Raw genomic sequence first — 23,371 nt, forward strand, 5'->3', positions numbered from 1 at the left:
GAAGAGGTGGACGTCGAGATCGACGGAGCACCCGTTCCCGAAGCAGGCAATGTATTTATCCGGGGGATTGGCCAGAAACTCATACTAAAACCCAAACCCGACAGTCCGTTGGGTGACCATCCGGTGACGTTGACGTGCTGCGTCAAAACCGGGCTGGATCCGGCGAACGTGACCAGCAGCCCGAAATTCAACGAGCCACAAGACGCGCACAACTGGACCGTGACCGGTGCGACCAAAAGCGGCACCTTCGAGTTGGTGCTGACGGGGCAAGACATGGCCACGCCGATCATCCTGGCCACCAGCAAGTTGTTGTCGAACGATCTGGCTGATGAAGTGGACATGACGGTAGATGACGATTCAGTGCCATTGGAAGGAGCAGTTTTTCTACGGGGGCAGGGACGTACGCTTTCATTGAAGCCAAAGTCCAGCAGTCCTATCGACGGAGTTCAACTTCAGTTGCGTTACGTAGCCGGAGGCAACCTGCCGGAAACTGATTTGAAGAGTCAACCAGGATTCCGTAGCCCGACAGCCGATTACAACTGGGAAATTACAGGGCCCGACAGCAAAAGCGGAACTTTCAATGTGGAAGTTGCTTATGGAGAGCAAGCAAAAACAGCCGTGATGAAAGGTTTCGTTTTATCGAAAAACCTTGAAGATGAACTTGCTGAAATTTCGATTACACCCGCGGGTGGAAGTGCAACTCCAGTCGATCTGGAGGGTGAAGGTATAGCGCTATCCAAGGACAGCGCACGCCTGACAATAAGACCACTGGCTACAAGTCCACTTAAAGGTAGGGTGGTAAGTTTTAAGTGGGTGCAGGGGGCTAATCCCTCTGTTGCAATAACACCCACCGAGTTCAAGGTCGTGGATTCAACTGCTGTCGAATTTGTAGGGCTGGATAATCCGGCAGCTCAAAAGAAACATTTGCTAAGCCTGGATTACGGAGGTCAAGTGAGTGAGCCGTGGGAGTTCAGGTACTTTAGAGGGCCACACTCTGCTGGTTTAAAAATAATGAGTGGTGGCGTAGATCACGGTGCTTTCCCGATTTTGCTTAAATTTAACGTAAGCAAAGAAATCTCTATTGTGCCAAAGGCTGAGGATGGCGTCTTTGTGGGCTGGAAGTGTAAATTTGTCGACGTTAAAGAGCCCGGGGTTGATATTGAATTGTTGCCGCCACTTGACGAGTTCATGAATATTGAGTCACCCGGATCTGGTGGGGCGAAAAGAACCATCAGGGCCAGGGATACTGAAGGGTTTGACTATCGAAGGGTATATATGGAGGTACTGCTAAAGGGGCTGGAGCCTTTGAGGATACCTATTGAAATAGATCAGCTTGAAAGTGGAAATGATGGGTTGTCACCTCTGGCTGATTGAAGAGGTTTGTTGTGAGCGGTCCATTTGGTTTCGTGTTTTGTTTTTTAATTGATTGAGGAGTGTGAGATCATGAATGATAAAGTATCGGGTGTGAGCGCTTTGAGTTTTTGGGAGGCTTGCAAAAGTTTTAGAATCACGCCATGGGTTAACTTTGACGCGGGCACGGAAGTTTATGTGTTTAATCCTGAAGCTGATAAGTTGATACTGCCTGAACATGCCGTGTTTGAGTTTTTGATGAGGGCGGAAGAAGAAACGAGAAACGTCATAGTGACTGCGCCTACTGTTTCAGATAAGCGGTGGCATGCAATGCTCAAATCTGGCTCGGAATATTCTGAGGCGGAGATATATGCTGTTGGTTCTGTTGGGTATCATAATTTTACGTTTAGTTCGTTGGGGGCAAGCTCTTCCCTGGAAGTTCTTGTTGTTCCCAAGGAATTGACAGAGTACGCTTCTTATGTGCTTGAGGGCCATGATCAGGGCTCCCATGATTTGCTTCTCAACTACAGCAAATTTTATAAGCTGAAAACGTATTATCCAGGAAAGGAGTGGGGGGCGCTTGAGCAGGACCCCATCCTTAAAATCACATATGATTCTGATGCGCTCTATACAATAGATCTTATGGCTGACGGAGTGTTGGTTGCGAATGAAGTTGGCGTCTCCAGTGCTGAAGATCTGCCAGATGATATGAGGTCGGGAGAAATAGCTATAAGGGTTCGCTATAAGGATTTGAATAATCTATATTTTGGGAAAGTTGACTTAACTATTGTCTATAAGTCTGGAGTGGTACTTCGCCCTCCTATTGAGGTAGTGAGAGCAGTTTAATAATAGCTTTCCTTGGCTCAGAAGGCTCCTGTGGGAGAACTGCTCCCACAGGTTTTGGGTCGTTTCCCGGATGGGTGTCTTTTCTCTGAAACCTATGACCATTTGTGTTTTTGGATAGGTCGTCGGACAATTTCGTGGTTAACTTCGACTTCGTCAAAATTCTCCACCACAACGTTCAGAAGGACTCCGTTCATGGCTCAAGTCACTCTTAAAGGCAACCCGGTTCAAGTCAACGGCCAACTGCCACAAGCCGGTTCCAAGGCGCCAGCCTTTTCCCTGGTTGCCGGCAATCTGTCCGACGTTACCCTCAAAGACTTTGCCGGCAAGCGCAAAGTGCTGAACATCTTCCCAAGCGTTGATACCCCGACCTGCGCCACCTCGGTACGCAAGTTCAACGCCCAGGCCAGCGACGTGGCCAACACCGTTGTGCTGTGCATCTCCGCTGACCTGCCGTTCGCCCAGGCCCGCTTCTGCGGCGCCGAAGGCCTGGAAAACGTACAGAACCTGTCGACCCTGCGCGGCGCCGAGTTCATCCAGAACTACGGCGTGGCCATCGCCGACGGTCCGCTCAAGGGCCTGACCGCTCGCGCCGTCGTGGTTCTGGACGAGAACGACAACGTGCTGCACAGCGAACTGGTTGGCGAAATCGCTGACGAGCCGAACTACGAAGCGGCACTTGCTGTTCTGAAATAAGCGTACCTTTACAATGTTTAACGGCCTGGCCCTGTCCAGGCCGTTTTCATTTGTGTTTCAGTGTCTTGGATAAAACTCCTGTTACGTAAGCCGAAAGTAAATTGCCGGTAAAGGCGCTTTGCTTAAAACCCGCCAGTGCTTATCGTTCAGCCTCATGTAAAAAAGCCCACGCGCCCAATGGTTGATCACTCAATGCAATCCTCCGCTTCCCGTAGTCCCCGTCGCTGGCTGTTCGGCCTGCTTGTCCTGTTGGTCATTGCCGCCCTGTGCTGGAAATTCTGGCCGGGCAGCGCTGCACCCAAAGAGGCGGCGGGGCAGAAAGCCGTTGCCGGGCATACCGGTCGATCGGGGGGCATGCGTCCGGGGTTTGGCGGTGCGTCAGGGCCGGTACCGGTGCGCGTGGCTGCGGCCGTCACCGGTGACTTCCCGCTGTATTTCAAGGCGCTGGGCACGGTCACGGCGCTGAACACCATCAACGTGCGCAGCCGCGTCGGCGGTGAGCTGGTCAAGATCTATTTCGAAGAAGGGCAGATGGTCAAGGCCGGCGACCTGCTGGCCGAAATCGACCCGCGCCCTTACCAGAACGCCTTGCTGCAGGCCGAAGGCACCTTGCTGCAGAATCAGGCGCAACTGAAAAACGCCCAGGTCGATGTCGAGCGCTATCGCGGCCTGTACCGCGAAGACAGTATTGCCAAGCAGACCCTGGACACCGCCGAAGCGCTGGTCGGTCAGTTCCAGGGCACGGTCAAGACCAATCAGGCAGCGGTCAACGATGCCAAACTCAACCTTGAATTTACCCGGATCCGCGCACCCATCACCGGTCGCGTAGGCCTGCGTCAACTGGACGTCGGCAACCTGGTAGCGGCCAACGACACCACCGCCTTGGCGATCATCACCCAGACCCAACCGATCAGCGTGGCCTTCACCCTCCCGGAAAACAGCCTCGACACCGTGCTCGCCCGTTATCGCAGCGGTGCCCAATTGCCGGCTGAAGCCTGGGATCGCGGCGATACCAAGTTGCAGGCCACTGGGGTACTGCAGAGCCTGGACAACCAGATCGACGTCACCACCGGCACCCTGAAATTCAAGGCCCGCTACGAGAACCGTGATCAGTCGCTGTTCCCCAACCAGTTCGTCAATGTGCGCCTGCTGGCCGACACCCTCAAAAACGTGGTGCTCGCACCGTCCGCCGCGATCCAGTTCGGCACCAACGGCACATTCGCCTATGTCCTGGACGGTGACAAGAAGGTCAAGATCCGTCAGTTGAAAGTCGGCGCCAGTGACGGCCTGAACACCGTGGTCACCGAAGGCCTGTCCGCAGGCGAGCGGGTCGTACTGGAAGGCACTGACCGCCTGAAGGACGGCAGCGACGTGGAGGTGGTCAACGACAGCCAGGACGTGCCGACCACGCCAACCGAACACCTGCAGGGCAAGTCGGCGCTCAACGCGGCTGAGCCCGCGACCACCGACAAGGCGAAAAAGGGCGGCGCATGAATCTCTCGCGGCTGTTCATCCTTCGCCCGGTAGCCACCACGCTGAGCATGCTGGCGATTATCCTGGCCGGCGTGATTGCCTATCGGCTGCTGCCGGTGTCGGCGCTGCCCCAGGTCGACTACCCGACCATTCGCGTCATGACCCTGTACCCCGGCGCCAGTCCGGATGTCATGACCAGCGCGGTGACCGCGCCGCTTGAGCGGCAGTTCGGGCAGATGCCCGGCCTGACACAAATGGCCTCCACCAGTTCCGGCGGCGCGTCGGTACTGACGTTGCGGTTCAGCCTCGACATCAACATGGACGTGGCCGAGCAACAGGTGCAGGCGGCGATCAACGCGGCCACCAACCTACTGCCCAAGGACCTGCCGGCACCGCCGGTGTACAACAAGGTCAACCCGGCCGACACGCCGGTGCTGACCCTGGCCATCACCTCCAAAACCATGTTGCTGCCCAAACTCAACGATCTGGTCGATACGCGCATGGCGCAGAAAATCGCCCAGATCAGCGGCGTCGGCATGGTCAGCATCGCCGGTGGTCAACGCCAGGCCGTGCGCATCAAGGTCAACCCGGAGGCCCTGGCCGCCAACGGCTTGAACCTGTCGGACGTGCGCACCCTGATCGGCGCCTCCAACGTCAACCAGCCCAAGGGCAACTTCGACGGCCCGACCCGGGTTTCGATGCTCGATGCCAACGATCAACTGACGTCGCCCAAGGACTACGCCAACCTGATCCTGGCCTATGCCAACGGCGCGCCGTTGCGGCTCAAGGACGTGGCAGAAATTGTCGACGGCGCCGAGAACGAACGCCTCGCGGCATGGGCCAACGAAAACCAGGCCGTGCTGCTCAACATCCAGCGTCAGCCCGGCGCCAACGTGATCGAGGTGGTGGACCGAATCAAGGCCTTGCTGCCGAGCATCACCGACAACCTGCCGGCCGGCCTCGACGTGGTGGTGCTGACCGACCGCACCCAGACCATCCGCGCCTCGGTCAAGGACGTGCAGCACGAATTGCTGATCGCCATCGCCCTGGTGGTCATGGTCACCTTCCTGTTCCTGCGTCGCGCCAGCGCCACGATCATTCCTTCGGTGGCCGTGCCGCTGTCGTTGATCGGCACGTTCGGCGTGATGTACCTGGCCGGGTTCTCGGTCAATAACCTGACGCTGATGGCCCTGACCATCGCCACCGGTTTCGTGGTGGACGATGCGATCGTCATGCTGGAGAACATTGCGCGCTTCATCGAGGAGGGCGACAGCCCGCTGAACGCGGCGCTCAAGGGCGCCAAGCAGATCGGTTTCACCCTGATTTCCCTGACGTTGTCGCTGATCGCCGTGCTGATCCCGCTGCTGTTCATGGCGGACGTGGTCGGGCGCTTGTTCCGCGAGTTCGCCATTACGCTGGCGGTGGCGATCCTGATTTCCCTGGTGGTTTCCCTGACGCTGACGCCGATGATGTGCGCGCGGCTGCTCAAGCGCGAACCCAAGGAAGCCGAGCAGGGGCGTTTCTATCGCGCCAGCGGTGCGTTCATCGACTGGATGATCGCCGCTTATGGTCGCAAGTTGCAGTGGGTGCTCAAGCACCAGCCCCTGACCTTGATGGTGGCCATTGGCACTCTGGCGCTCACGGTATTCCTGTACATGGTGGTGCCCAAGGGCTTCTTCCCGGTGCAGGACACCGGGGTTATCCAGGGCATTTCCGAAGCGCCGCAATCGATTTCCTTCGCCGCCATGAGCGAGCGCCAGCAGGAGCTGGCCAAGGTGATTCTGGCCGACCCGGCGGTCGAGAGCCTGTCCTCCTACATCGGTGTCGACGGCGACAACTCGACCCTCAACAGCGGTCGGTTGCTGATCAACCTCAAGTCGCACCACGACCGTGACCTGAGTGCAACGCAAGTGATTGCCCGCCTGCAACCGGAGCTGGACAAGCTGGTCGGTATCCGCCTGTTCATGCAGCCGGTGCAGGACCTGACCATCGAGGACCGGGTCAGCCGCACGCAGTACCAGTTCAGCATGTCGTCACCGGACTCGGAGTTGCTGAGCCTGTGGAGCGGGCGCTTGGTCGAAGCCTTGGCCGACCGCCCGGAATTGACCGACGTGGCCAGCGATCTGCAGGACAAGGGCTTGCAGGTTTATCTGGTGATCGACCGCGATGCGGCGTCGCGGGTCGGGGTGTCGGTGTCGAACATCACCGATGCGCTGTACGACGCCTTCGGCCAGCGGCAGATTTCCACGATCTACACCCAGGCGAGCCAGTACCGTGTGGTCCTGCAATCGCAGTCCGGCGAGAAGATCGGCCCGGATGCGTTGAACCAGATTCACGTCAAGACCACCGATGGCGGGCAGGTGCGGCTGTCCAGCCTGGCGCATATCGAGGAGCGTCAGGCGCAACTGGCGATCACCCACATCGGCCAGTTCCCGGCGGTGATGATGTCCTTCAACCTGGCGCCCGGCGTGGCGCTGGGGCATGCGGTCGAGATCATCGAGCAGGTGCAGAAGGACATCGGCATGCCGATTGGCGTGCAGACCCAGTTCCAGGGCGCGGCAGAGGCGTTCCAGGCTTCGTTGTCGAGCACCTTGCTGCTGATCCTGGCAGCGGTGGTGACCATGTACATCGTGCTGGGCGTGCTCTACGAGAGCTACATCCACCCGATCACCATTCTCTCGACCTTGCCGTCGGCGGCGGTGGGCGCCTTGCTGGCGTTGATCCTCAGCGGCAACGACCTGGGCATGATCGCGATCATCGGCATCATTCTGCTGATCGGCATCGTCAAGAAGAACGCGATCATGATGATCGACTTCGCCCTCGACGCCGAGCGCAACCAGGGCATGGACCCGCAAACGGCGATCTATCAGGCGGCCTTGCTGCGTTTTCGGCCGATCCTGATGACCACCCTGGCCGCGCTCTTCGGTGCCGTGCCGTTGATGCTGGCCACCGGTTCCGGCGCGGAACTGCGCCAACCGCTGGGCCTGGTGATGGTCGGCGGCCTGTTGCTGAGCCAGGTGTTGACCCTGTTCACTACGCCTGTGATCTACCTGTATTTCGATCGTCTCGGTCGGCGCTTTGGCAAGACCGGCGCTCAGGAGACGGCGGTATGACGGCCTGCATAACCTGTGGGAGCGGGCTTGCCCGCGAAGGCGTCCGGTCAGTCGACAGGGATGTTGAATGCAAGGTCCTCTTCGCGAGCAAGCCCGCTCCCACAGGGGGGCAGCAAGGCTCGTGGGTTGGTGCCGGGAGCAGTCATCGATGAATCTCTCGGGACCTTTCATCAAGCGCCCGGTTGCGACCATGTTGCTGAGCCTGGCGATCATGCTGCTGGGTGGCGTGAGCTTCGGTTTGCTGCCCGTGTCGCCGCTGCCGCAAATGGACTTTCCGGTGATCGTGGTCCAGGCCAGCCTGCCCGGCGCCAGTCCCGAGGTGATGGCGTCGACCGTGGCCACGCCGCTGGAGCGCTCCTTCGGCGCCATCGCCGGGGTCAACACCATGAGCAGCCGGTCCAGCCAGGGATCGACCCGGGTGATCCTGCAATTCGACCTCGACCGCGACATCAACGGCGCGGCGCGGGAAGTGCAGGCGGCCATCAACGCCTCGCGCAACCTGCTGCCCAGTGGGATGCGCAGCATGCCGACCTACAAGAAGGTCAACCCGTCCCAGGCGCCGATCATGGTGCTGTCGCTGACCTCGGATGTGCTGGAAAAAGGCCAGCTCTATGACCTGGCCTCGACGATCCTGTCCCAGAGCCTGTCCCAGGTGCAGGGCGTCGGCGAGGTGCAGATCGGCGGCAGTTCGCTGCCGGCGGTGCGGATCGAACTCGAACCGCAGGCGCTGAACCAGTACGGCGTGGCCCTGGACGATGTGCGCAACACCATCGCCAATGCCAACGTGCGCCGGCCCAAGGGTTCGGTGGAAGACGATCAGCGGCTGTGGCAGGTCCAGGCCAACGACCAGTTGGAAAAGGCCAAGGACTACGAGTCGCTGATCATCCACTACAACGGCGGCGCGGCCCTGCGCCTCAAGGACGTGGCCAAGGTCAGCGACGGCGTCGAAGACCGCTACAACAGCGGTTTCTTCAACGACGACGCGGCGGTGCTGCTGGTGATCAACCGGCAGGCCGGGGCCAACATCATCGAGACGGTCAACGAGATCAAGGCGCAGTTGCCGGCGTTGCAGGCGGTGTTGCCGGCCAGCGTCAAGCTGAACCTGGCCATGGACCGTTCTCCGGTGATCAAGGCCACGCTGCATGAAGCGGAAATGACTCTGCTGATTGCCGTGGCGCTGGTGATCCTGGTGGTGTTCCTGTTCCTGGGTAACTTCCGCGCCTCGCTGATCCCGACCCTGGCGGTGCCGGTGTCGCTGGTCGGTACCTTTGCCGTGATGTACCTCTACGGCTTTTCGCTGAACAACCTGTCTCTGATGGCATTGATCCTGGCCACCGGGCTGGTGGTGGACGATGCCATCGTAGTGCTGGAGAACATTTCCCGGCACATCGACGCAGGCGTGCGGCCGATGAAGGCGGCCTACCTCGGCGCTCAGGAAGTCGGCTTTACCTTGCTGTCGATGAACGTGTCACTGGTGGCGGTGTTCCTGTCGATCCTGTTCATGGGCGGGATCATTGAAAGCCTGTTCCGCGAATTCTCCATCACCCTGGCGGCGGCCATCGTGGTTTCGCTGCTGGTGTCGTTGACCCTGACCCCGATGCTCTGCGCCCGCTGGCTCAAGCCGCACACGCCGGGGCAGGAGAACCGCCTGCAACGCTGGAGCCGGCGGGCCAACGACTGGATGGTTGGCAAGTACGCCACCAGCCTCGACTGGGTGCTGCGCCACAAACGCCTGACGTTGCTCAGTCTGTTCGTGACAATCGGTGTTAATATTGTGCTGTATGTCGTTGTTCCTAAAACATTTCTACCTCAGCAGGATACCGGCCAACTGATCGGTTTCGTGCGCGGCGACGACGGCCTGTCCTTCAGCGTGATGCAGCCGAAGATGGAGATTTTCCGTCGGGCTGTATTGAAGGATGAGGCGGTAGAAAGCGTCGCCGGTTTCATAGGCGGCAGTAACGGCACCAACAACGCCTTCATGCTGGTACGCCTGAAGCCGATCAAGGAGCGCAACATTTCCGCGCAGAAAGTCATCGAACGCCTGCGCAAGGAAATGCCCAAGGTGCCCGGCGCTCAGCTGATGCTCATGGCGGACCAGGACCTGCAGTTCGGTGGCGGCCGTGAGCAGACCACCTCGCAATACTCCTACATCCTGCAAAGCGGGGATCTCGGGGCATTGCGCGAGTGGTATCCGAAAGTCGTCACCGCGCTCAGGGCCTTGCCGGAACTGACGGCCATCGATGCGCGGGAAGGCCGGGGCGCCCGGCAAGTGACCCTGATCGTCGACCGTGACCAGGCCAAGCGCCTGGGTGTCGACATGGACATGGTCACGGCGGTGCTGAACAACGCCTACAGCCAACGGCAGATTTCGACCATCTACGACAGCCTCAACCAGTATCAGGTGGTGATGGAGGTCAACCCGAAATACGCCCAGGACCCGGTCACCCTCAAGCAGGTCCAGGTGATCACTGCCGATGGCGCGCGGATTCCGCTGTCGACCTTCGCCCATTACGAAAGCAGCCTGGAAAACGACAGGGTCAGTCACGAAGGCCAGTTCGCCTCGGAAAGCATTGCCTTCGACATGGCCGAAGGCGTGACCGTGGAGCAGGGCGGTGCCGCCATCGAGCGGGCGATTGCCAAGGTCGGGCTGCCGGAAGAGGTGATTGCGAAAATGGCCGGCACAGCCGACGCGTTCGCGGCGACCCAGAAAAGCCAGCCGTGGATGATCCTGGGGGCGCTGGTGGCGGTGTATCTGGTGCTGGGTGTGCTGTACGAAAGTTACATTCATCCACTGACCATCCTGTCCACCCTGCCGTCGGCCGGGGTCGGCGCGTTGCTGTCGATCTATGCGCTGGGCGGCGAGTTCAGCCTGATTTCGTTGCTGGGGCTGTTTCTGTTGATCGGCGTGGTCAAGAAAAACGCGATTCTGATGATCGACCTGGCGTTGCAGCTGGAGCGGCATCAGGGCATGGCACCGCTGGAATCGATTCGCAGTGCCTGCCTGCAACGTTTGCGACCTATCCTGATGACCACCCTGGCGGCGATCCTCGGTGCCTTGCCGTTGCTGCTGAGCCGTGCCGAAGGGGCGGAAATGCGCCAGCCGCTGGGCCTGACCATCATCGGCGGGCTGATCTTCAGCCAGGTGCTGACGCTTTACACCACGCCGGTGGTTTACCTCTATCTCGACAAACTGCGCCATCGCTTCAACAAATGGCGTGGGGTGCGTACCGATGCTGCTCTGGAAACTCCGCTATGACTGAACGTTCGCTTTTCAACCTGGCTGCACCGCTGATCACGGCTCGAGGCTCGCGTCTGCTGAGCCTGTCACTGTGCGTGGCGATGCTCAGTGCCTGCGCCGTCGGCCCGGATTACCAGCGCCCGCAAACCGCGGAACCGGCGCAGTACAAGGCCGCAGAAGGCTGGCGCCAGGCCAACCCGAGCGATGCCCTGGCGCGCGGCGCATGGTGGGAGCTGTACGGCGATCAACAGCTCAATGGCCTGATCGAGAAGCTCAACAGCGCCAACCAGTCCGTCGCCCAGTCCGAAGCCCAGTACCGTCAGGCCCAGGCCTTGGTGCGCAGCGCACGCGGGGCGTTTTTCCCGACGGTCGACCTGAACGTCAGCAAGAACCGTTCAAGCCAGGGCACCGGCAGCAGCAACTCCAGCCTGAGCAGTTCGTCCAGCGGTATTCGCGACACGTATTCGGCCCAGGCGGGCGTCAGTTGGGAAGCGGATGTGTGGGGCAAGCTGCGCCGTGGCCTGGAAGCCGACACCGCGAATGCCCAGGCAAGCTTTGCCGATCTGGCGGCCATGCGCCTGAGTCAGCAGTCGGAGCTGGTGCAGAATTACCTGCAATTGCGCGTGATCGACGGCCAGAAGCGTCTGCTCCAGGACACGGTCGAGGCTTATCAGCGCTCCCTGAAGATGACGGAGAACCAGTACCGCGCGGGCGTATCGGGCAAGGACGCCGTGGCCCAGGCCCAGACGCAACTCAAGAGCACCGAAGCGGACATGATCGATCTGATCTGGCAACGCGCCCAGTTCGAGAACGCCATTGCCGTGCTGATCGGCCTGCCGCCAGCCGAGTTCAGCCTGGCGGAAAGCCAGGACATTCCGCAGTTGCCGCAAGTGCCGCCGGCTCTGCCTTCGCAGTTGCTGGAGCGTCGCCCGGACATCGCATCCGCGGAGCGCTCGGTGATGGCCGCCAACGCCAACATCGGTGTGGCCAAGGCGGCCTATTACCCGGACCTGACCCTGAGCTTGAACGGTGGTTACAGCAGCAGTACCTCGAAAGACTTGTTCAGCCTGCCGAACCGCTTCTGGTCGGTCGGTCCGCAATTGGCAATGACCCTGTTCGACGGCGGCCAGCGCTCGGCGGAAGTCGACCGCAGTGAAGCGGCCTATGACGAAACAGTGGCCAAGTACCGCCAGACCGTGCTGGACGGGTTCCGCGAAGTGGAAAACTTCCTGGTGCAGCTCAAGGTGCTGCAGGACGAAGCCGTCGTGCGCCAACAGGCGCTGGATGCCGCCCGTGAATCGTTGCGCCTGACCCAGAATCAGTACAAGGCCGGCTTGATCGCGTACATCGATGTGGTGGTGACCCAGGCGGCGGCGCTGAACAATGAGCGCAGTAACCTGGACCTGTTGCAAAGCCGCCTGATCGCCAGCGTGCAGTTGATTGCCGCGCTGGGCGGTGGCTGGGACGGGCAGCTTGAGTTGAGCGATACGCAATAACGACCACGCACTTTGTGGCGAGGGGGCTTGTTGTGGCGAGGGAGCTTGCTCCCGCTGGACTGCGCAAGCAGCCCCAAAACCTGCCCCCCAATTGCTCCTGAAAGATCGCGGTCATCTGTTTTTGCGACCGCTTCGCGCTCGAGCGGGAGCAAGCTCCCTCGCCACAAATGATTGCTTTAACCTTTGACGCAAGGTGTCTGGCACGGTAATCCCAGCCTCAAGTCCGGTGGTTGCCCGACTTAATGTAAAACCTTAAAACAGACGTTTCATCGGACTGATGGCCCTTTGCTAATTTTGTGAGTGCGTTCTCATTCGGAATCAGTACAATCGCCGCATTTTCCCCCGACGAGAATCAATACCGTTAATGGGGGTATTCGCGAGAAGTCCCCATGCTCATCGGTAGCTATTCCCCCACCCTGGTTATCATTTCGCTCTGTGTCGCGATTCTCGCTTCCTATACCGCACTCGACCTGACCGGACGCATTGCCACTGCCAAAGGCCGTGCCGTGCATTTGTGGACCGCGGGCGGGGCCATTGCCATGGGCATCGGCATCTGGTCGATGCACTTTATCGGCATGCTCGCGTTCAAACTGCCGATCGATCTGGGCTATGACGGTGCAATCACCCTGTTGTCGCTGTTGATCGGCGTGCTTTCCAGCGGTTTTGCGCTGTGGCTGGTCAATCAGCCAAAACTGCCGGCCTGGCAACTGGCCTTTGGCGCGCTGGTCATGGGCGCCGGCATCAGCGCGATGCACTACACCGGCATGGCCGCCATGCGCATGCAACCGGGCATCGACTATGACCCAGCGCTGTTCGGCGCTTCGCTGATGATCGCTGTCGCTGCCTCGGGCGCGGCATTGTGGATCGCGTTCCATTTACGCCAACACACGCCTTATGTCCGCCTGATCCGTGGCGGTGCCGCCGTGATCATGGGCATCGCCATCGTCGGCATGCACTACACCGGGATGGCCGCTGCACGCTTTGCCGATGGCAGTTTTTGCGGGGCGGCGGTCAACGGCCTGAATGGTAAGGGCCTGGACAACCTGGTGCTGATCACCACGTTGGCGGTGCTGTGCATTGCCTTGCTGACCTCGATCCTCGATGCGCGCCTGGAGGCCCGCACCGCGAGCCTGGCCCAGTCGCTGACCGAAGCCAACCGTGAACTGACCCAGCTGGCCCTGCATGACACTCTCACAGGGTTGCCGAACCGGACATTGCTCGCCGACCGCATCGATCAGGCCATGTCGCGGGTTCGTGAACAGGGTGGTTGCTTTGCCCTGATGTTCATCGACCTGGACGGCTTCAAGCCCGTCAACGATGCCTTCGGCCACCACATGGGCGACTTGCTGTTGCGCGAAGTGGCCCTGCGCCTGCGCGAAGACTTGCGCAGCCAGGACACCCTGGCGCGGATCGGCGGAGATGAGTTTGTGTTGCTGGTGCAACTGAGCGAACAGAACGATGCCCTGAACCTCGCGGCCCGCCAGGTCGGGTTGATCGGGCAGGCGTTCCGGGTTGCCGAACATGATTTGCACATTTCCGCCAGTGTCGGCATCGCGCTCTATCCGGGTAACGGGCAGTCCGCCCACGAATTGCTAATGAACGCCGACGCGGCGATGTACCACGCCAAGGGCGCGGGTAAAAACGGCTACAGCTTTTTCGACGCCTCGATGAACACCAACGCGCGCAAGCAACTGCAATTGCTGCAGGATTTGCGCAATGCCGTGGAACATCAGGAATTCAGCCTGCATTACCAGCCCAAGTTCGATGCCGCCAATGGCCTGCCAGTGGGCGCCGAGGCCCTGTTGCGCTGGGAGCATCCGACGCAAGGGTTGCTGTTGCCGGACAAATTCATCGAGCTGGCGGAAAAAACCGGGCTGATCATTCCGATCGGCGAGTGGGTGCTCAACGAAGCGTGCCGCCAGATGCGCGAGTGGTACGTGCTGGGCTACACCGATTGGCGCATCGCCGTGAACCTGTCGGCCATCCAGTTTTGCCATGCCGGACTGGTCCAGAGCGTCGCCAAGGCACTGGCGACTCACCATCTGCCGGCCAACAGCCTGACCCTGGAAATCACTGAAACCACCGCCATGAGCGATGCCGACGCGAGCATGACGGTGCTTCAGGAGCTCTCGGAAATGGGTGTCGACCTGTCCATCGACGATTTCGGCACCGGTTATTCGAGTTTGATGTACCTCAAGCGCCTGCCGGCCAACGAACTGAAGATCGACCGCGGTTTTGTCCGCGACCTGGAGCGCGACAGCGATGACGCCGCCATCGTTTCGGCCATCGTGGCGCTCGGCCAGGCGCTGGGCTTGCGCATCGTTGCCGAAGGTGTGGAGACGGACTCGCAGCAGGACTTCCTGACGCAACTGGGCTGCGACTCGTTGCAGGGTTACCTGCTGGGGCATCCGCTGCCGGCCGCAGGTTTCATGATGGAAATCCATCGCGGCGAGGCACTGGTTGTCAGTTGACCCGTGGCGAGGGAGCTTGCTCCCGCTGGGTCGCAAAGCGGCCCCAGCTTTTCAGCTTACCGCGCCACCTGAAATCCCGACTGCTTCGCAGCCGAACGGGAGCAAGCTCCCTCGCCACAAAGCACTGCCGAAGCCATGCAAAAACCATCAATGGCGGTTATTCTTGCCCCCGACCGCTTAAGCTTTGATTGGGGGAAGGCTCGCATGGACAAAGTCATCGTCATCACCGGCGGCAGCCGCGGCATTGGTGCCGCCACCGCACTGTTGGCCGCCGCGCAGGGCTATCGGATCTGCATCAACTACCAGGCGGACGAAAAGGCCGCACTCGGCGTGCTGGAGCAAGTCCGCGCCCTCGGTGCGCAAGCCATTGCGGTACGGGCCGACGTCAGCATCGAAGACGAAGTCATCGCGCTGTTCCATCGGGTCGACAACGAACTGGGCCGGGTCACGGCGCTGGTGAACAACGCCGGCACCGTGGGGCAAAAGTCCCGGGTCGACGAAATGTCCGAGTTCCGCATCCTCAAGATCATGAAAACCAACGTCCTGGCGCCGATCCTCTGCGCCAAGCACGCGATCCTGCGCATGTCGCCCAAGCACGGCGGGCAGGGCGGCAGCATCGTCAACGTCTCCTCGGTGGCCGCACGCTTGGGCGCGCCCAACGAATATGTCGACTACGCGGCGTCAAAAGGTGCGCTCGACACCTTCACCATCGGCCTGTCCAAGGAAGTGGCGGGAGAGGGGATCCGTGTCAACGCGGTGCGCCCGGGCTACATCTACACCGATTTCCATGCCTTGAGCGGCGATCCGGACCGGGTCAGCAAGCTGGAATCGGCAATTCCCATGGCCCGCGGTGGGCGGCCGGATGAAGTGGCGGAGGCGATTGTCTGGTTGTTGTCGGACAAGGCTTCCTATGCAACGGGGACGTTTGTTGATCTGGGTGGTGGACGCTGAGTTGAGCCCGCCAGCGTCCACCTGTTATTTCTGACAGTAGACGCTGCTGACAAGGGCGCCTAGATTGGCGGCGAGCCACGCAACCGAACACTGCGTGTGTTGAAGCCTCTCAAAGTCGGGCGCCCTGTGCATGCACATTCACACACCAACACTGAGCGCCATCGACCCTCGTGGTTTAGCTGTTCGTGAGGTGGCTTATCACCGTCGCGTGGCCAGTGAGTCGCCCGAGTCACGGGTCACGCATCAGCTGTATGACGGGGCTGGCCGTCTTGCTCGGCAACGCGATCCGCGATTGTTTGCGTTGCTCGATGCGCCTTCAAACCTGTCCACCACTTACAGCCTTTCGAATCAGTCGCTGTGCAGCGACAGCGTCGATGCCGGCTGGCAAGTCGATTTACCCGGCCCCGCCGGGCAGGTAATCGAGTCATGGGATCAACGCGGTTGGTATCGTCGCACTGAGCATGATTCGTCGCTGCGGCCGGTGGCGATGTTCGAGCAAAGCATCGGTGAGGTGGAGCGCTGTGCCGAGCGTATCCAATGGGGCGCTGCGACGGATGAAGAGGCCCGGCACAATCGCTGTGGTCAGCCGATCCGACAGGATGATCCGGCAGGCAGTCGATTGCTTTCCGAATGCGGGATGTCAGCGGCGGTACTGCTTGAAATTCGTCATTTCTTGAACAGTTTTGATCCGCCCGATTGGCCCCTTGTGGAAGCGGAGTGCGACCGTCTGTTGGAACCGGGCGAGGGTGCACGGGCATCCTGGTCCTTCCTGCCTTCGGGTGAGCTCTCGCATCAAACCGACGCCAAAGGTCATACCCGACATTTCACCTATGACCGCGCCGGGCAACTGCATTCAGTCGGGCTGCAACGGGCTGGCCAATCCACCGCCGACACGTTGGTCAATGCCATCGAGTACAACGCCTTTGGCCAGATAGAACAGGAGCGGGCAGGCAATGGCATGCGTACCACCAGCAGTTATGACCCGGCCAATGGACGGCTCACGAACCTCGATACCCAAGGCCCCGCTCAGGGAATTCTGCAGAAGCTCAGTTATGGCTACGACCCCGCAGGCAATATCACCGAAATCGCCGATGCGGCGCTGCCTATTCAACATTTTGCCAATCAGCGCATCGAGCCGGTGCGGCGCTTCACCTATGACACGCTCTATCAGCTGATCAGCGCCACCGGTTGGGAAACCGCCAAGCCATCGTTGGGGCCGGCTTTGCCCGAGTGGCAGGGGTTCGGCCCGCCGGACGCCAGTCGCTGGTGCAATTACACAGAGACTTATTATTACGATGAAGCGGGCAATCTGCTGCAGCGTCAGCATCACGGCGCGGTAGACGATACCTTGATCATGGGCGTGGCATCGCACAGCAATCGCAGCGTGAAAAACCGAGCCGGCCAGCCGGCGATTGACGAACTGTTCGATGATCGCGGCAATCTGCTGGAGCTGCAACCTGGGCAGGCTTTGCAGTGGAATGGGCGTAATCAGTTGGCCCAAGTCACTCAAGTGGCACGGATTGAAGGCGCCGACGACATCGAGAGGTATGTCTACGACAGCGAAGGCGCTCGTCTGCGCAAATACCGGGAGTTCACTGCAAAATCCATCGTGCATATGCCCGAGGTACGTTACTTGCCGGGCATCGAACTGCATGCCAATAGCGCCACAGAAGAACGCCTCCAGGTGATCAGCGTACAGGCCGGGCGCTGCACTGTACGCCTGCTGCATTGGGACAGTCCGCCGCCAGCGGGATTGGACAACGATCAGTGGCGTTACTGCTTTGACGATCACCTGGGGTCGAGTGCCTTTGAGGTGGATGCACAGGCTAAAACCATCAGCCAGGAAGTCTATTACCCCTTCGGCGGTACGGCGTGGTTGGCGGGGCGGCATGAAGTGGAAACCAGCTACAAGACCATTCGTTATTCAGGCAAGGAACGGGATGCGACGGGGCTTTATTACTATGGTGCGCGGTATTACGCGCCGTGGTTGCAGCGCTGGTTGAATACGGATCCGGCGGGGGATGTGGATGGGTTGAATTTTTATCGGTTTGTCAGGAATGTTCCTTGTAGCTTTTTTGATCAGCAGGGTCACTTTCCAATATTGAGACATTATTTGGATTATCGATTTGAAACGAGCCGAGGGATTCGCAGTGTGATACACCTGCGGGGAATGAAAAGTATTAATAGAAAGACTCCCGATGTGGCCAAGAAGCTAAACGAGGGCATGGCATTTGCCCGGGAGGCAGTAAAAAAAATGACTGAAAGTATTTCTGACAAAACGGAGCTGTATGAGTCGTATTTTGGACCCTCCCAGGCTGATCATGTCTCGGAATTAAAAGATCGCTATCATAAAATACTGGTTGCTCTTGGGCGAATAGATTCAAAGCAGGAGAAAATAGTTACTTTTTTTGACGGGGATGATCCTCGTAAAAAAGCATTTGCGTTCGTTAGTCGCGCGGATAGGCGAAACAAAATTTATATTAATGATGAATATTTAAATCGTGCTTCGGTAGTGAAAATTGCACAGACGTTAATTCATGAAGTTAGTCATCAGGATCAAGATGAGCCCACGCATGATTATTATTACCTTGAGGAGGAAGGTTGTTATTCTGATGATGAATATAGTTCTTTGCTGACGAAGCGCTCAAGAAAAATGCTAATGGGTCTTGCTTCGACGGCTGATTGGGCTAAGGGTTTTGGACGGTATATTCCGGTACTTGATAATTTTGAAGTGGGCGCTGGAACGCAAAAGTATAACGAAGATCCCGCATTGCGCAGTCGAATTGCTCGCGATAATGCTGACAGTCTCGCGGGTTTCGCGATAGTGTCTGCGATATGGGGTAGTCAGGATAAAAAACGAGCGCGCATATGAACTGCCTATAAACACAATTTATTGTTTAAAACGACCGCACAATCCGCCCCAACGTCTCCATCGCCTTCTCCGCAGCCTCATCCCACGGGCTCCCATAATTCAACCGAATACAATTCCTGAACCTTTGCGTCGGCGAAAAAATCGGCCCCGGTGCAATGCTGATCCCCTGCGCCAGCGCCATTTGAAACAACTTCAACGAATCCATCTGCTCCGGCAATTCCAGCCACAAAAAGTACCCGCCCGCTGGTTGGCTGACCCGCGTCTGCGCCGGGAAATAGCGGGCGATGGCGGCGAGCATGGCGGCTTGCTGGTCTTCCAGTGCATGACGCAATTTACGCAGGTGCCGGTCGTAGCCGCCGTGTTGCAGGTAATCGGCGATCGCTGCCTGCGCCGGCATGGACGCGCACAGCGAGGTCATGAGTTTCAGGCGTTCGATCTTTTGTGCGTAGCGCCCGGCGGCGACCCAGCCGATGCGGTAACCGGGGGCCAGGCTTTTGGCGAACGAGCCGCAATGCATCACCAGGCCTTCGGTATCGAAGGCCTTGGCCGGTTTCGGGGCTTGTTGACCGTAATACAGTTCGGCGTAGACATCGTCTTCGATCAGCGGCACCTGGTGGCGGCGCAGCAGTTCCACGAGCTGCTGTTTCTTGGCCTCGGGCACGGTGGCGCCCATGGGGTTCTGGAAGCTGGTCATGCACCAGCAGGCCTTGATCGGATGGCGCTCCAGGGTTTGTTCGAGCACGCCGAGGTCGATGCCGTCGCGCGGGTGCACGGGGATTTCCACGGCTTTGAGTTTCAGGCGTTCGAGCACTTGCAGGCAGGCGTAGAACGCCGGGGCTTCGATGGCCACCAGATCGCCAGGCTGCGTCACTGCTTGCAGACACAGGTTGAGGGCTTCCAGGGCGCCGTTGGTGATCAGCAGTTCTTCCATGGGCAGCATCAGTCCGCCGACCATGTAGCGCAGGGCGATTTGCCGGCGCAGCTGCGGGTTGCCCGGCGACAGGTCAGTGACCACCATGCGCGGGTCCATCTCGCGGGTGGCGCTGGCCAGGGAGCGGGACAAGCGTTGCAGGGGGAACAGCGTCGGGCTGGGGAATGCCGAGCCGAAGGCCACGGTGTTCGGGTCCTTGATCGAATCGAGTACCGAAAACACCAGTTCGCTGACGTCGACTTCCGTGGATTCGTTGACCTGGCTGCTGATCACCGGCTCGGAAAACGGTCGCGGCGCATGGGCATTGACGAAATAGCCGGAGCGCGGACGGGCGCGGATCAGCCCGCGGCGTTCCAGTAGGTAGTAGGCCTGGAACACGGTCGACGGGCTGACACCGTAGGTCTGGCTGGCGTAGCGCACTGACGGCACACGTTGCCCCGGTCCGAGGACGCCGGAGCGGATCAGTTCTGCGATGTCGTCGGCGAATTTTTCGTAGCGTTTCATCAAAAAGCCCGGTTGGGTGTCTTTTGGAAAGAGGTGACGGTGGTACCGCCAAGATCGCAGCCTTCGGCAGCTCCTACAATGGATCGGCTCGCTTGCGTTGGAGCTGCCGAAGGCTGCGATCTTTAACGCTCTGCATCTTAAAGGCTCAGCGATTCATTGGCGCAACAAACCGGCTCTTCGCCACGCTGTAGACGCCAGGCTCATCGCTGTCGATTACCTTGAAACTGATGCTCTGCGAACTGCTGGCCGAGCGCTCCGAGAGCATCGCCACCGACACCGGCACGTCGACAATCTCACCCGGCGCCAGGCTCAGCACGGTCTTGCCCTGCAACTCGAAATCATCGGCATCGACCAGACTCAATTGATAGTCCTGACGCTGCTGGGTCTTGTTGATCACCTTCAGGCTGTAGATGTTTTCGATCTGGCCCCGGCTGTTTTCGCGGAACAGGCCCCGGTCCTTGCTGACGTCGAGCGAGACCATCGGCCGTTCCACCAATGCCACCACCAGGGCGGCGATCATCACCAGCAGCACGGCGGTGTAGCCGATCAGGCGCGGGCGCAGCAGGTGCGTCTTGCCGCCTTGCAACTGATGCTCGGAGGTATAGCTGATCAATCCCCGGGCGTAGCCCATTTTGTCCATGATCGAATCGCAGGCGTCGATGCACGCGGCGCAACCGATGCATTCCATCTGCAAGCCATCGCGGATGTCGATGCCGGTCGGGCAGACCTGTACGCAGAGCTGGCAATCGATGCAATCGCCCAAACCGACCTCGGCGGGTTTGACCTCGCGCTTGCGCGGGCCACGGTTTTCGCCACGGGCCACGTCGTAGGAAATGGTCAGGGTGTCTTTGTCGAACATCACGCTCTGGAACCGCGCGTAAGGGCACATGTGCATGCACACCGCTTCACGCAGCCAGCCGGCATTGATGTAGGTGGCACCGGTGAAAAACAGCACCCAGAACAGGCTGACGCCGCTCATTTGCAACGTCAGCAGTTCTTCGGCCAGTGGCCGGATCGGGGTGAAGTAGCCGACGAAGGTCAGGCCGGTCAGCAGGCTGATGGCCAGCCACAAGGTGTGTTTGGCCGAGCGACGCATCAGCTTGTTGATGCCCCACGGCGCGGCTTGCAGCTTGATCCGTTGGTTGCGCTCGCCCTCGGTGATTTTCTCGCACCACATGAAGATCCAGGTCCACGAACTTTGGGGGCAGGTGTAGCCGCACCAGACCCGGCCGGCAAACACGGTGATCGCGAACAGGCCGAACGCGGCGATGATCAACAGCGCCGACAGCAGGATGAAGTCCTGCGGCCAGAAAGTTGCGCCGAAGATATGGAATTTGCTCTCGGAAAGATCCCAGAGCACTGCCTGTCGGCCGCCCCAGTTCAACCACACGGTGCCGAAAAACAGCAAAAACAGAAAACCCGCGCCGCTGATGCGCAGGTTGCGGAACAGCCCGGTGAAGCTGCGGGTGTGGATCAGGTTGTCGCGGGTGATGGCCTTCGTCTTTGGACGCGAAGGCTCGAATGTTTCTACGGTTCGGACGGGGATTCTCTCGCTCATGGTCTTTCGCTCATCAGCCTCCATCAGGCATGAGCACTATGAGCGGCGATCTGTTTGCATAACAGACTCAGGTGTTGCATTAAAAAGCGGATCAGATGGCGGTGTTCGCCCGGCCTGCGACAACTTGAAGCACCCGTCGCACAAAGCTGCAAACGCCTGTGCACAACAGCTGCGGCGGGTGTTGATCAACGTCAGTCAAATCACCGAATCACTGTCGGTGGCTTTCAGGTGCCGGCGCCCATCCACCGCGCCTGCGACGGTCAAGGCGTCGGCTTCCGCTTCGGTGATGTAGATGCGCAGGCCTTCGATGTCGACCGCCGACATGGCTTTGCGACCATCGGTGACGATGGTCACGTCAGGACACAGACGAATTTCTTCGCCATTTTCAGTGGTAAAAAAGCAGGTCTGGTTCTCGATGCGCACGGTCATGGCGGAATCCTTTTTCAGGGGTATCTAATGTTTCAGGCCGCCACCGCCGGTCATCGTTCTGTGCAACCGATTAATGGTCGCAGCGGTCCACTCTCCATGGCTCCTCACAAGGACAGCACCATGAACGCCTGGTGGCACGAAGTCTGGGTGACCCTGCAAGCCGAGTTCGCCGACATCACCGATGCGTCGCAATTGACGCGGATGACCGTGCGTCTGCTGATGGCCGCCGTGCTGGGCGGAATTCTCGGCTTCGAACGCGAGCACCAGGGCAAGGCCGCTGGCGTGCGCACCCACATGCTGGTGGCGATGGGGGCGGCGCTGTTCGTGCTGGTGCCGCAGATGTCCGGCTCACAGGCCGATGCCATGAGTCGGGTCGTGCAGGGCGTGATTGCCGGGATCGGCTTTCTCGGGGCCGGCACCATCCTGAAAAACCGCGACGGCGACGAAAGCGACGTCAAGGGCCTGACCACCGCCGCCGGCCTGTGGATGACCGCCGCCATCGGCGTCGCCACCGGGCTGGGCCGGGAGGCGACGGCAGTGCTCAGCACGCTGTTGGCGCTGGGGGTGTTCAGTGTGATGCCGAGGATCGTGAAGCTGATTGACAAGGACCATCGACCCTAGGAACTGTCAGGAATTCACCCTGTCTGCGCAAGTTGCTTCACAGCCTGACTCCTGCTCGTCGCTCTGCGTTTCCGAGAGTTCGTGCTGGCTGTAGTCCATATCACCGTGCAGCAGATGTCTCTCCAGTTCCCGGATGATTGAGCTTTTGGTTGATTGTTCAGAGGGATTGCGTTCGGCTTCGAAGCAAAGAAATTCGTAGTTGAATATTTTCAAGGGATGGCCAGCCGTCGGTGGGTCGTTCACGGTGTAGCGCGTGGTGCTGTGCGCTAGCGCTGTTTGTGAATTCGCTGACGCTGGAAAAAAACGTTTTCATGGCTAACCACACTCAAGGCTGCAGAAGTGATGGCTATATAAGGCGCGGGGTGCAGGTTTCGTAAATAGTCGGACGGGCAGAATTGGCGCTTTAGGATCGGTACTACAGGTACTTGGGAAGCGTCATTCATTTTTGATGATCGTTCCTGCTGTCGAGGCAGGAACGATCACCTGTCTTCATTCAGGATTCACAATCACCGGGGGCATCGTGGTCGGCGGTTCCTCCCTTGGCGGCGGGGTAGTGCCAGGTGGGTCCTGTTCGGGCACCGGTTGTGGTTCGCTGGGGGGGATCACCGGGTTGTCGATGTTTGGATCGGGGGTTTCAGCCGGGAATGGATTGTTCATTGGTCAGGCCTCCGGTGGCACATGGCGTGAGTCGTGCTTTAGTAGGTTGACTGCTGTGCGAATGATTTGATTCCGCAAATTGCCGATGAACTTTTCCCGCCAGCCATCGCTCGGAACCTAAGTGGGTACATCCCGGGGCGGATGGCCCGTTGGGGGAGCGACCAGACA

At 59.4% G+C, this 23,371-nt stretch carries 15 protein-coding genes and 1 pseudogene; 11 read left to right on the top strand and 5 right to left on the bottom strand.

Going from position 1 to position 23,371, the window contains the following annotated elements; translation table 11 throughout:
* The 10 genes and pseudogenes from PMI26_RS30100 to PMI26_RS16070 form a co-directional block, all read left to right on the top strand.
* Positions 1-1,374: pseudogene (locus PMI26_RS30100) on the top strand (hypothetical protein); the annotation flags it as partial.
* Positions 1,375-1,443: 69 nt separating this feature from the next.
* Positions 1,444-2,196: a hypothetical protein gene (locus PMI26_RS16110; RefSeq protein ID WP_007974362.1), complete on the top strand. Its 753-nt coding sequence runs from the start codon at positions 1,444-1,446 to the stop codon at positions 2,194-2,196.
* A 192-nt stretch (positions 2,197-2,388) separates the two neighbouring features.
* On the top strand, positions 2,389-2,889 hold the full coding sequence (gene tpx, locus PMI26_RS16105) for a thiol peroxidase (RefSeq protein WP_007974363.1): 501 nt from the start codon (positions 2,389-2,391) through the stop codon (positions 2,887-2,889).
* 177 nt (positions 2,890-3,066) lie between these two features.
* Positions 3,067-4,383: an MdtA/MuxA family multidrug efflux RND transporter periplasmic adaptor subunit gene (locus PMI26_RS16100; protein ID WP_007974364.1), complete on the top strand. Its 1,317-nt coding sequence runs from the start codon at positions 3,067-3,069 to the stop codon at positions 4,381-4,383.
* Positions 4,380-7,475, top strand: coding sequence for an MdtB/MuxB family multidrug efflux RND transporter permease subunit (locus PMI26_RS16095; protein ID WP_007974365.1), 3,096 nt, complete (start codon positions 4,380-4,382; stop codon positions 7,473-7,475). Before PMI26_RS16100 ends, PMI26_RS16095 begins: the two co-directional genes overlap by 4 nt.
* Before the next feature lie 148 nt (positions 7,476-7,623).
* Positions 7,624-10,731 carry an efflux RND transporter permease subunit gene (locus PMI26_RS16090; RefSeq protein ID WP_007974366.1) on the top strand — a complete coding sequence of 1,036 codons (3,108 nt, stop codon included), beginning with the start codon at positions 7,624-7,626 and terminating at the stop codon, positions 10,729-10,731.
* Positions 10,728-12,209, top strand: coding sequence for an efflux transporter outer membrane subunit (locus tag PMI26_RS16085; RefSeq protein WP_007974367.1), 1,482 nt, complete (start codon positions 10,728-10,730; stop codon positions 12,207-12,209). Before PMI26_RS16090 ends, PMI26_RS16085 begins: the two co-directional genes overlap by 4 nt.
* Before the next feature lie 389 nt (positions 12,210-12,598).
* On the top strand, positions 12,599-14,680 hold the full coding sequence (locus tag PMI26_RS16080) for a putative bifunctional diguanylate cyclase/phosphodiesterase (protein WP_007974370.1): 2,082 nt from the start codon (positions 12,599-12,601) through the stop codon (positions 14,678-14,680).
* A gap of 204 nt (positions 14,681-14,884) precedes the next feature.
* A complete protein-coding gene (locus PMI26_RS16075) occupies positions 14,885-15,631 on the top strand; it encodes an SDR family oxidoreductase (protein ID WP_007974372.1) in 747 nt (248 codons plus the stop codon).
* Between the two features lie 130 nt (positions 15,632-15,761).
* Positions 15,762-18,503, top strand: a complete 2,742-nt coding sequence (locus tag PMI26_RS16070) for an RHS repeat-associated core domain-containing protein (RefSeq protein ID WP_007974374.1) — start codon at positions 15,762-15,764, stop codon at positions 18,501-18,503.
* A 25-nt stretch (positions 18,504-18,528) separates the two neighbouring features.
* On the opposite strand, the gene mapR is transcribed toward PMI26_RS16070, so the two are convergent.
* The 3 genes from mapR to PMI26_RS16055 all read right to left on the bottom strand — a co-directional run bounded on the left by mapR (position 18,529) and on the right by PMI26_RS16055 (position 21,925).
* Entirely contained in the window at positions 18,529-19,938 is a 1,410-nt protein-coding gene (gene mapR / locus PMI26_RS16065; RefSeq protein ID WP_007974376.1) for a GntR family transcriptional regulator MpaR, read from the bottom strand.
* A gap of 145 nt (positions 19,939-20,083) precedes the next feature.
* Complete coding sequence (gene ccoG, locus PMI26_RS16060) at positions 20,084-21,496, bottom strand: cytochrome c oxidase accessory protein CcoG (RefSeq protein ID WP_007974378.1); 1,413 nt, start codon at positions 21,494-21,496, stop codon at positions 20,084-20,086.
* A 195-nt stretch (positions 21,497-21,691) separates the two neighbouring features.
* Positions 21,692-21,925 carry a DUF3203 family protein gene (locus PMI26_RS16055; RefSeq protein WP_007974381.1) on the bottom strand — a complete coding sequence of 78 codons (234 nt, stop codon included), beginning with the start codon at positions 21,923-21,925 and terminating at the stop codon, positions 21,692-21,694.
* 120 nt (positions 21,926-22,045) lie between these two features.
* Here PMI26_RS16055 and PMI26_RS16050 point away from each other — a divergent pair, with 120 nt between their 5' ends.
* Entirely contained in the window at positions 22,046-22,546 is a 501-nt protein-coding gene (locus tag PMI26_RS16050; protein ID WP_007974382.1) for an MgtC/SapB family protein, read from the top strand.
* A 6-nt stretch (positions 22,547-22,552) separates the two neighbouring features.
* Here the strand turns inward: PMI26_RS16050 and PMI26_RS31395 are convergent, their stop codons facing one another.
* The gene (locus tag PMI26_RS31395; protein ID WP_157222269.1) at positions 22,553-22,789 is read right to left on the bottom strand and encodes a hypothetical protein; all 237 of its coding nucleotides are present in this window, start codon (positions 22,787-22,789) and stop codon (positions 22,553-22,555) included.
* A 246-nt stretch (positions 22,790-23,035) separates the two neighbouring features.
* Complete coding sequence (locus PMI26_RS31600) at positions 23,036-23,203, bottom strand: hypothetical protein (protein ID WP_007974384.1); 168 nt, start codon at positions 23,201-23,203, stop codon at positions 23,036-23,038.
* Between the last annotated feature and the right edge of the window lie 168 nt (positions 23,204-23,371).

This window comes from Pseudomonas sp. GM33 (assembly GCF_000282295.1).
Classification (GTDB): domain Bacteria; phylum Pseudomonadota; class Gammaproteobacteria; order Pseudomonadales; family Pseudomonadaceae; genus Aquipseudomonas; species Aquipseudomonas laurylsulfatiphila.

Coding starts and splice junctions, on each gene's coding strand:
- PMI26_RS16090 (WP_007974366.1), top strand. CDS start 7,624: ATGAATCTCTCGGGACCTTTCATCAAGCGCCCGGTTGCGACCATGTTG.
- PMI26_RS16110 (WP_007974362.1), top strand. CDS start 1,444: ATGAATGATAAAGTATCGGGTGTGAGCGCTTTGAGTTTTTGGGAGGCT.
- ccoG (WP_007974378.1), bottom strand. CDS start 21,496: ATGAGCGAGAGAATCCCCGTCCGAACCGTAGAAACATTCGAGCCTTCG.
- PMI26_RS16050 (WP_007974382.1), top strand. CDS start 22,046: ATGAACGCCTGGTGGCACGAAGTCTGGGTGACCCTGCAAGCCGAGTTC.
- PMI26_RS16055 (WP_007974381.1), bottom strand. CDS start 21,925: ATGACCGTGCGCATCGAGAACCAGACCTGCTTTTTTACCACTGAAAAT.
- PMI26_RS31600 (WP_007974384.1), bottom strand. CDS start 23,203: ATGAACAATCCATTCCCGGCTGAAACCCCCGATCCAAACATCGACAAC.
- PMI26_RS16095 (WP_007974365.1), top strand. CDS start 4,380: ATGAATCTCTCGCGGCTGTTCATCCTTCGCCCGGTAGCCACCACGCTG.
- PMI26_RS16080 (WP_007974370.1), top strand. CDS start 12,599: ATGCTCATCGGTAGCTATTCCCCCACCCTGGTTATCATTTCGCTCTGT.
- tpx (WP_007974363.1), top strand. CDS start 2,389: ATGGCTCAAGTCACTCTTAAAGGCAACCCGGTTCAAGTCAACGGCCAA.
- PMI26_RS16100 (WP_007974364.1), top strand. CDS start 3,067: ATGGTTGATCACTCAATGCAATCCTCCGCTTCCCGTAGTCCCCGTCGC.
- PMI26_RS16085 (WP_007974367.1), top strand. CDS start 10,728: ATGACTGAACGTTCGCTTTTCAACCTGGCTGCACCGCTGATCACGGCT.
- PMI26_RS16070 (WP_007974374.1), top strand. CDS start 15,762: ATGCACATTCACACACCAACACTGAGCGCCATCGACCCTCGTGGTTTA.
- mapR (WP_007974376.1), bottom strand. CDS start 19,938: ATGAAACGCTACGAAAAATTCGCCGACGACATCGCAGAACTGATCCGC.
- PMI26_RS16075 (WP_007974372.1), top strand. CDS start 14,885: ATGGACAAAGTCATCGTCATCACCGGCGGCAGCCGCGGCATTGGTGCC.